Annotated in this window: 10 protein-coding genes and 1 pseudogene; 5 read left to right on the forward strand and 6 right to left on the reverse strand. The window is 68.5% G+C overall.

What is annotated here, in order from left to right; genetic code table 11:
- Positions 1 to 246: 246 nt before the first annotated feature.
- Positions 247 to 1,116 (reverse strand): glucose-1-phosphate thymidylyltransferase RfbA, encoded by an 870-nt coding sequence (gene rfbA / locus ACIRU3_RS44400; protein ID WP_404069626.1) that lies wholly within the window; start codon positions 1,114 to 1,116, stop codon positions 247 to 249.
- A gap of 326 nt (positions 1,117 to 1,442) precedes the next feature.
- On the opposite strand from rfbA, the gene ACIRU3_RS44405 reads away from it, so the two are divergent.
- Both ACIRU3_RS44405 and ACIRU3_RS44410 read left to right on the forward strand, forming a co-directional pair.
- On the forward strand, positions 1,443 to 2,429 hold the full coding sequence (locus ACIRU3_RS44405; RefSeq protein ID WP_404069628.1) for a Gfo/Idh/MocA family protein: 987 nt from the start codon (positions 1,443 to 1,445) through the stop codon (positions 2,427 to 2,429).
- A 417-nt stretch (positions 2,430 to 2,846) separates the two neighbouring features.
- Positions 2,847 to 4,436 (forward strand): alpha/beta fold hydrolase, encoded by a 1,590-nt coding sequence (locus tag ACIRU3_RS44410; protein WP_404069630.1) that lies wholly within the window; start codon positions 2,847 to 2,849, stop codon positions 4,434 to 4,436.
- Between the two features lie 178 nt (positions 4,437 to 4,614).
- Here ACIRU3_RS44410 and ACIRU3_RS44415 read toward each other — a convergent pair whose 3' ends face one another.
- A complete protein-coding gene (locus ACIRU3_RS44415) occupies positions 4,615 to 5,793 on the reverse strand; it encodes a nucleotide disphospho-sugar-binding domain-containing protein (protein ID WP_404069632.1) in 1,179 nt (392 codons plus the stop codon).
- 610 nt (positions 5,794 to 6,403) lie between these two features.
- Here ACIRU3_RS44415 and ACIRU3_RS44420 point away from each other — a divergent pair.
- A complete protein-coding gene (locus ACIRU3_RS44420; protein WP_404069634.1) occupies positions 6,404 to 6,694 on the forward strand; it encodes a hypothetical protein in 291 nt (96 codons plus the stop codon).
- A gap of 260 nt (positions 6,695 to 6,954) precedes the next feature.
- Here the strand turns inward: ACIRU3_RS44420 and ACIRU3_RS44425 are convergent, their stop codons facing one another.
- On the reverse strand, positions 6,955 to 7,311 hold the full coding sequence (locus ACIRU3_RS44425) for a VOC family protein (RefSeq protein ID WP_404069636.1): 357 nt from the start codon (positions 7,309 to 7,311) through the stop codon (positions 6,955 to 6,957).
- 386 nt (positions 7,312 to 7,697) lie between these two features.
- The gene (locus ACIRU3_RS44430; protein WP_404069638.1) at positions 7,698 to 7,934 is read right to left on the reverse strand and encodes an acyl-CoA carboxylase subunit epsilon; all 237 of its coding nucleotides are present in this window, start codon (positions 7,932 to 7,934) and stop codon (positions 7,698 to 7,700) included.
- A 510-nt stretch (positions 7,935 to 8,444) separates the two neighbouring features.
- Here ACIRU3_RS44430 and ACIRU3_RS44435 point away from each other — a divergent pair.
- Positions 8,445 to 10,022, forward strand: coding sequence for an alpha-isopropylmalate synthase regulatory domain-containing protein (locus ACIRU3_RS44435; protein ID WP_404069640.1), 1,578 nt, complete (start codon positions 8,445 to 8,447; stop codon positions 10,020 to 10,022).
- A 194-nt stretch (positions 10,023 to 10,216) separates the two neighbouring features.
- Positions 10,217 to 11,344 (forward strand): annotated as a pseudogene (locus ACIRU3_RS44440) (acyltransferase domain-containing protein); the annotation flags it as partial.
- A 99-nt stretch (positions 11,345 to 11,443) separates the two neighbouring features.
- Here ACIRU3_RS44440 and ACIRU3_RS44445 read toward each other — a convergent pair.
- Both ACIRU3_RS44445 and ACIRU3_RS44450 read right to left on the reverse strand, forming a co-directional pair.
- Entirely contained in the window at positions 11,444 to 12,058 is a 615-nt protein-coding gene (locus tag ACIRU3_RS44445) for a DNA-binding response regulator (RefSeq protein WP_404069641.1), read from the reverse strand.
- A gap of 113 nt (positions 12,059 to 12,171) precedes the next feature.
- Complete coding sequence (locus ACIRU3_RS44450) at positions 12,172 to 13,422, reverse strand: sensor histidine kinase (RefSeq protein WP_404069644.1); 1,251 nt, start codon at positions 13,420 to 13,422, stop codon at positions 12,172 to 12,174.
- Positions 13,423 to 13,530: the final 108 nt, after the last annotated feature.

Genomic DNA, 13,530 nt, shown 5'->3' on the forward strand with positions numbered 1-13,530 from the left:
CGGATCGGCTTGGAGGCGTAGGAGATGGTGGGGACGCCGATGGCCTCGACGGTGTCCATCCATGGTTCGTGGGCGGCCAGGAGGACCTGGTGTCCGGCGTTGCGGGCGGCCGTGGCGAGCGGGGCGACGGCGTAGAAGGTCGCCTGACTGCCCGTGGTGATGAACAAGAATTTCATGGCAATTCGGATGCTTTCCGTGAGACGACGGTGTCAACGAATCGGGGCCATGCATGAACTCTTCGTGGGCTCAACCGGATTTGGCGACTTCCATGACATACCGGCCGTAGGGTGACTTCGACAGACGACTGCCGAGGCGATAGCAGGTGTCCCGGTCTATGTAGCCCATGCGCCAGGCGATTTCTTCGAGACAGGCGATTCGCACGCCCTGCCGGTGCTCCAGGACCTGCACGTACTGCCCCGCTTCCATGAGGGCGTCGTGCGTTCCCGTGTCCAGCCAGACGAAACCGCGGCCCAGGGGTACCAGCGTGGCCTCACCCCGTTCCAGATACACGCGGTTGACATCGGTGATCTCCAACTCCCCGCGCTCGGAGGGCTGGAGATTCCTGGCGATGTCCACCACGTCGTTGTCATAGAGGTAGAGCCCGGTGATCGCCATGTTGGTCCGCGGCTTCGCCGGCTTCTCCTCGATCGAAATGAGCTTGCCCTGCTCATCCAGCACACCGACCCCGTAGCGTTCCGGGTCCCGCACCGGATAACCGAAAAGGACACATCCCTTGACGTCCTGTCCGGCCCGCTGGAGCAGAGGTCCGAACCGCGCTCCGTGAAATATGTTGTCGCCCAGCACCAGGGCAACGGAGTCATCTCCGATGTGGTCGGCGGAAACCAGGAAAGCATCCGCGAGCCCCCTGGGCTTGTCCTGCTCCGCATAAGTCAGGGAGAGACCGATCCACGAGCCGTCGCCCAGCAGTCTCTGGAATGAGCCCAGGTCGTCGGGTGACGAGATGATCTCAATCTCCGTGATGCCCGCGAGCATCAGGACCGACAGCGGGTAGTAAATCATCGGCTTGTCGTAGACCGGCAGCAGTTGCTTCGAGACGCCCTGCGTGATCGGATGCAGCCGCGTACCGTGCCCGCCGGCCAGGATTACTCCCTTCACCGCCCACCTCCTCGCTGTGTCCGTATAGTTCTGCCCGTCCACACCACATGGTGGAGAGCCGCACGGTCTGCGGGCGCCTTCGAAGTTGCCGCTCGAAGGGGCGGCCACGTTCAACTGCGCGATGTCCCCGGTCGAACGGGCCCATCCTCGTTATAGTGCTGATGCAGGCTTGCCTATGCATTTGTTGCGCCAAGTTCCCTGGGTGACGCTGGAAGCTACATTTCTCTGTGACTCATCAACCGCTTAGTAATTCTTAGGTGGGACTGTGAAAAACGAAGATTTGCTCCCCAGCTGCAATCCGGTCACCAGAAGGGCGGTGAGGTGACATGAGTACGCGCTCCCTGCCCGGACAGGGATCCGGCATCGGGGTACTGGGATGCGCCGACATCGCCGTGCGGCGCGCCCTGCCCGCGATCCAGGAGTCGCCCTTCCGCCTCGTGGCGGTCGCGAGTCGTTCCCAGGAGAAGGCCGAGCGGGTCGCGGGCAGCTTCGGTTGCGAGCCGGTCGTGGGCTACGAGCGGCTCCTGGAGAGGCCCGACATCGCCGCGGTCTACATACCGCTGCCGAACAGCGAGCACGCCGAATGGGCGCGTCGAGCACTGAATTCCGGCAAGCACGTACTGATCGAGAAGCCGGCCGTGACCACCGCCGGGGCCGCCCGCGACCTCGTGTCGCTCGCCGAGGACCTCGGCCTGCTCGTGATGGAGAACTTCGCCTTTCTCCAGCATCCCCAGCACGACCAGGCGCGTTCCCTCGTGAACAGCGGCTGCATCGGAGAAATCCGGTCGTACAGCGGCACGTTCGGCATACCGCCGACCGACCGGCAGGGGATTCGCTATCAGCCGGACCTGTGCGGCGGCTCGTTGTGGGAGCTGGGCTGCTATCCGGTTCGCGCGGCACAGGAGTACCTCGAGTCGCCGGTGCAGATCCTCGGAGCCGGTCTGGACTTCGATCCGAAACTGGGCGTGGACATCGCCGGCGCAGCCCTGCTGCGTGACGGCCGCGGCGTCACCGCACACTGCTCCTTCGGTCTCTCCCACAGCTACCGGTCGACCTACGACATCTGGGGCAGTGAAGGGCGCCTTGTGCTGGACTGGGCCTTCACCCCCTCCCGGGACGCCCGCCCGGTGCTGAGGCTCCAGCAGAAGGATCGCGAGACCAAATACGTGATCGCGGCGTCGGACCAGTTCGTCGGCGTCTTCAACGCGTTCTCCGACGCCATCGGTGACCCGCGGTCACGTCCCGCGCACCACCGCGCGATGGTGCGGCAGGCCGAGATTCTGACGCAGATCCGGTCGCACGCTCTGGCTTAGCGACGCGGCAGGACCCGCGCACGCTGCTCGCGCTCGGCATGTTCGTCGTGCCGAGCGCCGACAGCTCGTCGAGCGACGGCGGTCGACGAGGGACGGGCCACATCGGCGTGCCGGTCCGGATGCCGGCCGCCACCGTCCGATACGACGATCAATATTCGCTGCCTCCAGTCGGTCCGTCGTACTCGAGACATCGATATTCCACAAAAACACTCACCCGCAATGCGGTCGCTTTCGAACGCCGTCGACCGCGGCCCGCCGCCAACTCGGCTGACTGCATTGCGGACATGAAACCGTCCCAGTCCGCACATGCATTCTTCCCGGCCTCGAGCGGAATCAGTTGCTTTCCCGCCACCCCCCGCATCAATATGCCGCAAGTCGGGCTCATGGCGAGCCCGTGCTCAAGAAGGGGGTTGTTGGGTGAAGAAAATCCTGATGATTACGGCGGCGGCCGTGACCGGCCTCGTGGGTTCGAGCATGGTGGCACCGGCGCAGGCACAGGCGTCGGCCGACTCGACGGCAGGCAGCATCGCCTGGTCGCCCTGTCCGGACAACGACCCGGACATGGGGGCGCTGCTCAAGGGCCTGGAATGCGGCTCGCTCCAGGTGCCGCTCGACTACAGCCGTCCGGACGGCCGGAAGATCAGCCTGGCGCTGACCCGGGCCAAGCACACCGCGCCGGACGACCAGTACCAGGGCATCGTGCTGCTGAACCGCGGCCAGTGGCCCGGCGGCATCGGACGGGACCTGCCCACCCGGTACGCCAAGGGCACGACCGGGCTGCCGACGGCGGTCGGCTCGACGTACGACTGGATCGGGTTCGACCCGCGCGGCGTCGGGGCCAGCGAGCCGATGCTCACCTGCGACCCCACCTATGTGTTCCCGGGGCACGCCCAGGCGGACCCCGTGCCGAGCACGGCCGCCGATGAGCAGGCGTGGCTGGGCAAGGCCCGCCGATACGCCGACAGCTGCGGCAGCAAGTACGGCGATGTGCTCAAGCACCTCGGCACCAAGGACGCCGCCCGTGACCTGGATCGGATGCGGCAGGCGCTCGGCCAGGAGCAGATCAACTACCTCGGCTACGACTACGGCACCTACCTCGGCTCGGTCTACGCCTCGATGTTCCCGCACCGGGTGCGCCGCATGGTGCTGGACAGCGTGGTACGGCCGAGCGGCGTCTGGTACCAGGCCGACCTGGACCAGAACGTGGCGTCCGAGAAGCGCGCCAGGATCTTCTTCGCCTGGATCGCCGAGTACGACTCGGTCTATCACCTGGGCGCCACCGAGGCCGAGGCCGAGGCGAACTACTACAAGGGCATGGCGATGGTCCGCGAGGCGCCCATCGACGGCGCCATAGGCCCGGCCGAGTACACCGACCTGTTCTCGACCGACCTCTATCGCACCTACGGCTGGACGAGCCACGCGAAGGCGCTCGCCGACTGGGTGCTGCGCGGGGACCCGGCGGGGCTCAAGGCCGCCTTCCAGAAGCCCGGATACCCCCATCAGAACCGGCAGGCGATGTACAGCGCGGTCCAGTGCCGTGACGTCTCCTTGCCGCGCGACTGGAAGCGCTGGCACAACGACTACTCCCGCCAGTACAACCAGGGCAACAAGTTCATGACCTGGAAGAACGCCTGGTACAACGCGCCGTGCGCCTTCTGGCCGGTGTCCGCCGAGAAGCCGCAGAAGATCGGCCGGGGGCATGTGAGCATGCTGCTGGTGCAGCCGGAGAACGACGCCGCGCACGGGGTCGCCGGCGCCTACGAGACGCACAAGCTGTTCCCGGACTCCCGGCTCATCCTGGAGCTCGGCGGCAACAACCACGGCGCGTCGCTGTCGGCCAACGGCAACGCCTGCCTCAACGGCTATGTCAGCGCCTATCTGAAGGACGGCACCCGCCCGGCCTCCGAGGCGGGCGTCGACGCCACCTGCCGGGCCAACCCGGAGCCGGACCCGACGGCACCGGCCCGCTCCTCCGCGGCCCTCGCGGCGGAGTCCGAGCTGAACTAGTCACCACCACAGTCATGGCCTTCCAGGGCATCGCCCTGGAAGGCCATGACTGTGTGCCCGGCCGACAAGACGATGTTCCCCACCCGGGACCTCCGGGTGGGGAACATCGTCTTGCCGGCCGGGTGTCTCCCGTCCGCGCGGCGCCGCCGTCCGCAGTGGTCCGACCGGCGGGCCCGGATTACGCGGTGGTGAGTGTTTCGAGGGTGGGGATGAGGTCGGCGGGGGTGGGGAGGGTGTGGATTTCGGTGGCGAGGGTTTGTGCTTGGTGGGTGTGGTGGGGGTTGTTGAGGAGTTCTTGGGCGGTGGTGGCGATGATGTGGCCGGGGTTTTGGTCGGGTGCTTGTTGTTGGGGCATGAGGGTGAGGGCGGTGCCTTGGTCGGTGAGGGCGCGGGCGATGGCGTGGCGGTGGTAGTTCTCGGGGAACTCGGGGGGGTTTTCGGGGATGATCAGTTGGGGGACGGCGTTGGTGGCGAAGGTGGTGGCGGTGGTGCCGCCGCCGTGGTGGATGGCGAGGTCGCAGGTGGGGGCGGTGACGTCGACGGGGATCCAGCCGACGCGTGCGTCGCCGAGTTGGGTGCCGAATTTTTCGGCGGCGCCGGGGGAGGCGGCGATGAGGACTTCGGCGCCGGCCTGGGTGAGCTGGTTGACCAGGAGGGGCATGTTCCAGCCGGGGTCGCGGAACATGAGGCTGCGGAAGCCTGAGGTGATCAGGACGCGGTGGCGTCCTGTGGGTTTGGTGTACATCCAGGGTTCGAGGCGGCGTTGGGGGTTGCTGGGGATCCAGCGGACGGGTTGTGCGGTGGGGTCGTGGGTGGGGCGCAGGGAGGGTGGGGTGGCGTCGATGAGGAGGGCGGGTTCGGGCAGGCCGGTGAGGCCGAGTTCTTTGAGTTCGGGCTGGAGTTCGTCGGCGGCGCCGGGGTCGATTCCGGTGATGGGGATGGAGAGGTATTCGATCTGGCGGACGTAGGGGACTTTGAGGTGGGTGGCGAGGAGTCCGGCGACGTAGCTCATGGAGCTGCCGATGACGATGTCGGGTGTCCAGTTCTCGGTGAGTTCGAGGAGTGAGCCGAGGCCGGCGGAGGCCATCTTGGCGAAGCCGTGGCCCTGGGCGGTCATTTCTTCGTCGCCGAGTTCCTTGGGGAAGCGCAGGCCGCCAGTGGTGGCGTTCTTCATGTAGTACCGGATCGGCTTGGAGGCGTAGGAGATGGTGGGGACGCCGATGGCCTCGACGGTGTCCATCCATGGTTCGTGGGCGGCCAGGAGGACCTGGTGTCCGGCGTTGCGGGCGGCCGTGGCGAGCGGGGCGACGGCGTAGAAGGTCGCCTGACTGCCCGTGGTGATGAACAAGAATTTCATGGCAATTCGGATGCTTTCCGTGAGACGACGGTGTCAACGAACCGGGGCCATAACGCCGCACCCTTCAGGCGCGCAGCACCCGTACTGAGCGGAAGCCCCGCAGATTTCATGGACTCTGCTACTGTTCCGCAGCCGGTCATTCTTGGTAGCTCCAGCCGCATAATCGGCCGAGGACCGGAATCTGAGCTCGTGTCAGCCTATGGAGCAGATTCTCCGTCAGTCAATACATTCCTCCGACGATACCGGCCCCGGTTAATCTGTGAAGTAGTCACGGCCCGGTTCGAGCGCGCTGATTCTTGTGACGGGATTCGGGGCCGGCGAGTCCGTTCGACTGGTGACCTCACACAGTTGAACATGGCCTTCTGCGCCCGGTGCAAGGAGAATTACTGTCGGCCGGCGGAATATGAATGCGGGTCACCACGGCAATTTCGAAGACGCCGACCGGCCATGCGATTCTCCACCATGTGGTGTGGGGCAGTGAGGCGGCAGCCCAGACCGATGCCGCGATCCGGAGTCGGTCTGGGCTGCCGGAGGACAGAGCGACCGCAGGACAACATCAGAAAAGCCTGGATTACGCCGCAGGGCATGCGATCGAAAGGCAGTGGCTCACATGAACAATCTGCTGTACAACGCCAGGATGGCTCTCCGGGACTTTATGGAGATCAACATCTTCACGAAGGGCACGGACCGTGTGTACCTCTCCTTGGACCCGGACCTGACCTGGGAGGGTGCCGTGCCGGAGGGTGCGAGTGAGCAGGATGGGCGGGCGCACACCGAGAAGGTGGTACTGACCATCGTCGACCGTCTCCAGGAAATGGACATGGTCCTCGCCGGAGGCGAGAGCGCGGTGAGCGCCCTCCTGGAAGCCGAGTCGGTGGAGATCCTGCGGAAGGCCGCTTGAGTCACGCCCTGGGCCGGACGGTAGGGAAGGGCGTCTGACCAGGTCGGACCTCTGGCAGGCGCCCTTCTTGGCGCATCGACTCGCGGACGGTACGGGGCCGGAGGCCGGACAGCCCGGCCCGCCCCGTGGACCGGGGCAGAGCCGGGCTCCAGGACGCGCGTGCTGCCGGACGCGAACGACCAACGCCGCACTGCCCTGTTCGCCGGCGGCCCGGCGTCCCGCGTCCCGGCGGCGCCGAGCGCCGCAGCGGTGGTCGGTGCTCAGCGGTCCTGGAGCAGACCGAGGATGTTGCCGTCGAGGTCGGTGACGGTGGCCACCAGACGGCCGCCGCCGACGTCGTGTGCGGGCTCCTTCACGGTGGCACCGGCGGCGGTCACCTCGGCCAGCTTCGCCTCGATGTCCGGAACGTGCCAGTAGGCCACCGACGAGGTCATGCCCTGCGGACCGCCACCCGGCACCAGCCCGATGTGCTGCCCCCCGACCTCGAAGCCGACGTAGTAGGACTCATCGGTCTGCGGTGCGACACCGAGCAGGGCGGTGTACACCTCCTTGGACTTCGCCAGGTCGGACACGGGATGCAGCACGGTCTTGATTCCCTGGTTGGATGAGTTGGTCATGCTCACTCCTGAACTCATGGGTCAATTCGACCCGGTGTGTCTTGTAGACCTTAAAGACGGACGGCAAGCCGGAAAGTCGACGCGCCGGGCCGGTCGGTGGTGCCGACCGTGATCCGGCTCCTGCCGTCGAATCCGGCGACTTCGCGGATCTCGAAATCTCTGGCGCCGTGAGAGAAGGCCGGGGTGGCCACGGCTGGACGTGGCCACCGGTCGATCCGGTCGCGAAGGCGGCGCGGCCGCGCGGGCTCGCTCGGGCACTGCGCCGGGGCGGGTCTGCTGGTCACGTGCGAGATCGTGCCACGTCGCACCCGAGTCGCCCAGCTGTACCGATCACCGAGTACTCATGACGGTTTCACTGGTGCGTGGACTCGAGATGGACTAAGGCGTCACTCGGATTCTCCTCGGTGCGGACTGAGCCAGCTGTGTGCCGCGCGGAACGCGGGCCGGTCGAAGAGGCACCAGGCGGCGGCAGGAAGCCTCGATGCCCTGCCGGCGGGCTCGGTGCGCACAGTGCGCGCGGCGGTGCGGACCCGCAGGAGCACGGCGGTCACGGCGGCGAGTTCCTCCTCCGTGGCGCGTCCCCGCTCGACGCGAATGAGCGGATCAGATGTGGACTTGGTCATCGTAGGTCTCCCGTCTCCGTGTGCCGGTGAATTGCCGTGAACCGCAGTCGGTATGACGCCGGAAAACATCCGGTGATGACCGGCGCCGGATTTCCCTGCGCCTCACGGTCGTTTCTGGACTCGATTTATGCGGTACGTCCGATGCTGGGCGGTGGGGCAGCCGGAACTCACCTCGCAGATTGCTGGGGCCGAAGTTGAGCAACAACGAAGTCGTCCGTGTCCGGGCCGCCGCATAGGGTCGACCGGGGGAAAACGGCCGGGGCAATGGGGCGGCTGTGGAGGAGGCAAGGTGTCGGCACACAAAGACGCGACGGACCGGCCCACGAAGAAAGGCGAGCTGCCGAGGAATCGGCTGGAGAATTCCGGCAGCGCGTATCTGTCCCGGGCCAGGTCCAAGGACTCGCACCGCCCCGTGCACAGGGCCCTTGCCGCCCGCCGGCCGACCGAGCCCGGGCGGTCGTACCGGTGTTGACCGGTCGGGCCGGCGGGCCGGCGGAGGTGACCGGGGGAGTGGGGAGCGCCGCCCGCCGGTTCCAGCTGTACGACAGGACGCTGCGCGACTGCGCCCTCGGGGGGCGGTTCCCGGCCTTCGCGGATGCGCTCGCCCTGGTCCGGCACCTGGACGCCTGCGGGGTCAGGTTCGTCGACAGCGGCGTCGACGCTGCCTCGCCGGCCGGCGCGGAGTTCCTCCGCCGGGCACAGTCCGAGCTCGCGCTCCGGCAGGCCGAGTTGGTGGCCGTGGGAGCGGTCGGGCGGAGCCCGCGGACCGACGCGGAGCAGCTCCGGGCGCTGCTGGACGTCGGCACCGCAGTGGTCGGCCTCGACGTCCGCGAAGTCCTGCGGCGCAGCGGGCCGGTCGGCGTCGCCGCGCTCGGGGACCGGTTGGCGCTGGTGCGCGGCGCCGTACGGCGGCTCACCGGGGCGGGGCGGCGCGTCCTGGTCGGGATCGACCACTACTTCGACGGCTTCCGTGGCAACCGGGAGCTGGCCCTGGAAGTGGTGCGCACGGCCGTCGAGGCGGGCGCCGAGACGATCGTGCTGGGCGACAGCGACGGCGGCTCGCTGCCGGACGACGTGCGTGCCGTGGTCGCCGCCACGATCCGGCTGACCGGCGCGCCGGTCGGTGTGACCTGCCAGGACCACACCGGCTGCGCGGTCGCCAACGCCGTCGCCGCCGTGGAGGCCGGCGCCGACCAGATCCACGGCACCGTGCTGACCGGCGGCATCCAGGGCGTCAGTACCCCCTTGCTGCCCACCGTGGCGCACCTGGTGCGCGGGCGCGGGCTGCCGGTGGTGCCGGAGGAGCGGTTGCGCGAGCTGGCGCTCGTCTCCCGCTCGGCGGAGAGATTTGCCCGCCCACCCGGCACGTTGCACGGCCCGGCGGGGAACTTCGCCGCCGGCTCGGTGGGCGGACGGCCCCGTCCGGCGCCCGCAGGCGACCGGCTGCCGGCCGCGCTCGCCCACCCCGACATGCCGGCGCTGTACGCGTCCATGGACGGCTATTCGGCGGTGGAACGCCGGGCCGGCGAGCGGGGCGACACACTGGAGAGCGCCCCGGGCGCGCTTGCGGAGACGGCGAAACGGATCGGGACGCTGGAGCGCCGGGGGTACTGCTTCGAGGACGCTGTCGCCTCGCTCGAGCTGGTCGTCTGGAAGGAGTTGAGCCGTGGCCGGGCGGTGCCCCCGCTCTCCGTCGTCTCCTGGCGGGTCGGGGTCGAGCACACCGGCGACGGCGGGATCCGCACCCAGGGCCAGGTGCGGTTGCGGGTGGACGGCGTTCCGCTCAGCGGCACCGGGGAGGGGGCCACGCCGGTACGCGCACTGCACGCCGCGCTGCACACCGCGCTGGACCCGTTCTTCCCGGAGCTCGCCACGCTCGAGCTGCGTGACTACCGGATCCATGAGTTCGACCCGCCGGACGGCACGGCCGCACCCGCGGTGCGAGCCGTCGTCACCTTCCATGACGGGCAGCGCAGTTGGGGAACCGTCGGGGTGCACGAGAACTCCGTGGCCGCGGTCTGGACCGCACTCTTCGACGCGGTGCTGTACACGGTGATGACCCGATGCGCCGGCGTGCCCGGGGGCTGACGGGTTCACCGGTGCGACGACCGTGCCACCCGCCTGTCTTTCCTGCCCCCGCATGCCGATGTGGTGGGCGCCCCGGTGCGCCGCGCCGGGGTTTCCGGACCGCCCCTGCCGTACTCAAGTGCCTTTCGAGCAGCGGGATGCACCATGTAACGCTAGGCGCCAGGACGGAGCGGGGGCAGAAATGGGTGATCATCATGCCTGAGCAACCCGCAGCGCTGGCCTTCGCGAGCTGGCTGACGGAGTGGATCCGGCGCGCGCTCGGGCGATCGATAGCGCCCGACGAGCCGTTCGGTGAAGTCGGCCTGACCTCGTGCCAGGCCCTGCAGCTGTACGGGGACATCGAGCAGGACTTCGGCCCGCTCATCGATCCCGACGACATCTGGAACTTCCCCACGGTACGGGAGCTGGCCCGCCACCTGGCGCAGCGCGACTACCGTCACGACAGCGCCAACCCGCTGCGCGCGGCGTTCGTGTTTCCTGGACACGCAGCGCAGCGCCCCGGCATGACCCGGGAGCTGTACCGGACCTCGCCCATCTACCGGGCCTACCTCGAACAGGCCAGCGCCGCCCTGCTGCGGTACACCGGGGTGCCGGTCTGCGAGGTCATCGCGGGCGGCGGCCGGTGGATGAGTCAGTCGGCGTACGCGCTGCCCGCGCTCTTCGCCTGCGAGTACAGCCTGGCGCGGACGCTGGAGGAGGCCGGTGTGCTGCCGGTCGCGGTGCTGGGCCACGGAGTCGGCGAGTTCGCGGCCGCAGCGGTCGCGGAGGCCCTGACACTGGCCGACGCAGCCCGGCTCGTGGCGCTGTACGCGGCGTTCCTGGAGAGTCTGCCGGCGACCGGCGGCATGACGAGCACGGAAGCCGAGCCCTATGTGGCGGCGGAGCTGGTGGCCGACGAGCCGACGGTAGAGGTGTCCGAGCTCAACACGCGTCGCAACACCGTGCTCGCGGGCAGCCTGCCGGGCCTCGCCAGGGTCGAGGAGAAGCTGCGCGCGGCCGGTATTTCTCACCACCGCCTGCGGGCGCCGTACGCGTTCCACTCGTCGCTCATCAAGCCGATCCTGGGCACGTTCGAGCCGGCGGCCCGGCGGACCCCGGGTGGAGCGGCGCGGCTGCCCTACTACTCGTCGCTGCGCGGGCACTTGACCACGGAGCCGCTCTACGCCCCGTACTGGGCCGAGCACATCACCTCTCCCGTCCGGTTCGCCGACGCGGTGCGCCAGTTGCTCGCCCAGCAGGTCCCGACGCACCTGGTCGAGGTGGGCCCGTGCGAGCTGCTCACACCGTGGCTGCGGGAGCCGGCCGACGGCGAGGACGTCGATTGCGTCGCCGCGTGCCGGGATCCTGGCACCACGGCCCGCGACTTGGCGTCCGCGGTCGCCGAGATGCTGCCGGAGGCCGGTGAGGACGTGGCCGGATGGTTAGGGAATCCAGCCGTTGTCCTCGGCGATCCGTATGGCGTCGATGCGGTTGCGGGCGTTGAGCTTGGTGACGATCGAGGTGAGGTAGTTGCGGACCGTGCCCGCGGACAGGTAGAGCACGGCCGCGATCTCGGCGGCGGCCGCCCCCAGGGCGGCGTGGCGCAGCACTTCCAGCTCCCTGGGGGAGAGCGGGCACTCCGGTGAGTTCCAGGCGTCCACGGCGAGTTGGGGGTCGATCACCCGCTGTCCGGCGGCGATGGACCGGACCGCCTGGGCCAGCCGGTCCGGAGGTGCGTCCTTGAGCAGGAAGCCGGAGACGCCGCTGGCCATCGCACGCCGGAAGATGCCGGGCCGGTTGAGGTTGGTGAGGATGAGAGTGCCGCACGTGGGCAGCTTCTCGTGCAGTTCGCTTGCCGCGGTGAGGCCGTCCTTGCCGGGCAGATCGAGATCGATGACGGCGACGTCGGGGCGTACCTCGAGCGCGGTGTCGACGATGGTGTCGCCCCGTTCGATCGAGGCGACCACGCGTAGGCCCGGCTCCAGTTCCAGCAGGGCCGCGAGTGCACCCCGGATCATGTGAACGTCTTCGGCCAGAAGTATGCTCACCGACAACATGATGCCCCCCACGTCGATGTCGTCTGTTGCAGCTTACCGGGCATGTACTGAGTAATCGTTTCAGCGCAAGGAATGCAGCCCTTGTGGGCTCAAGGAATGTAGCCCGCGCAGGCTCAAGGAATGTAGCCCTCGGACGCCGGGATGCCCATGGGGTGCGCGGGAGCTTCCGCGCGGAGCGTAAACCTGCCGCCGTCCCCGACGCCGGCCTGGAAACTGCCGCCGATCGACTGCAGCCGGGCCTGCAGGTTGCCGAGACCGCTGCCGCTGGGCCCGGTGGCCTCGACGGGGGCGTTCTTGCCGACCCCGTCGTTCACGATGGTCAGGCACACAGTGTCGCCGTGCCTCGTCGCCGTGATGCTGCACTCCCGGGCGAGACTGTGCCGCAGGATGTTGGTGATGCCCTCGCGCAGCGCCGTGGCCAGCACGGTGTCGACGGCCGGGTGGAGCCGGCCGCAGTCGACACTGGTGCGCGTCTCGATCCCGGCGGTGGCGAGGATGCTCTCGCCCGAGGTCACCTCGGACCCCATGGTCAGTTCGCGGTAACCGCTGGCCACCAGCCGCACATCGGCCAGCGCCTGGCGGCAGACGGTGAGCATCGACGTCACCTCGTCCCGGGCCGGCTCCGGCCGGGCCGGGAGCAACCGGTGCAGCAGCTCCGCCTTGAGCGTGATGGCCGAAAGGCTGTAGCCGAGCAGATCGTGCAGGTCCCGGGCGAAGCGCAGCCGCTCCCTGGCCACCGCCGCGTACGCGCGCTCGGCGCGGGAGGCGTCGAGCGCGACCACCAGGGCGGTGAGCCGCGCGAGGGCGTAGATGAACATGCCGATGTACGTGGTGACGAGCCCGAGGTAGATCATCCGCAGGATGCCCTGTCCCGAGGCCAGCCCCATCGCCACCTGTCCCAGGACCACCGACGCGAACGCGGGCACCGCGGCACGCATGGGCAGCAGATAGAGGATGGCACCTGCCAGCGGCCCGCCCATGCTGCCCCAGCTGAACCCGAAGAAGGCGAAGGGGAGATGGGTCGCCACGGCCTGGACGCCGAGGGTCAGCCAGCGCCGGGTCGGTGACCAGTTGTGCGCCTGCGGCGAGGTGATCAGGAAGGACAACCCGACGGCCAGCAGGGCGAGGACGACGCAGACGATGTACGTACCACGGGAGGCGCCCGTCCAGTACACGTTCATGAAGGCGATCGCGCCGAGGCTGAGCAGTGCGAACCCGGTGATCGCGCGCGCGGTGCGAGGAGCGGGCAGGACCCTGGCCGCGAGCAGCGGCTCCGCAGCCTTGGACCCTTCCCACGGTGCGGTAGGTGCGGAGCCGCCGTGGACGTTGGCCGAATCGACAGCTGGTTCCGCTGGGGCGTTCACCAAGATTCTCCTCGAGAGAGGCCTGCACCGAGCCGGGCCGATCAGGCTGCCAGCTCGTGAGGGGCTGAGCCAGAATAGCGAATGTTTTTTGAACGAACGTAAACCAGC

The sequence above is a fragment of the Streptomyces sp. NPDC101151 genome (assembly GCF_044768335.1).
Classification (GTDB): Bacteria; Actinomycetota; Actinomycetes; order Streptomycetales; family Streptomycetaceae; genus Streptomyces.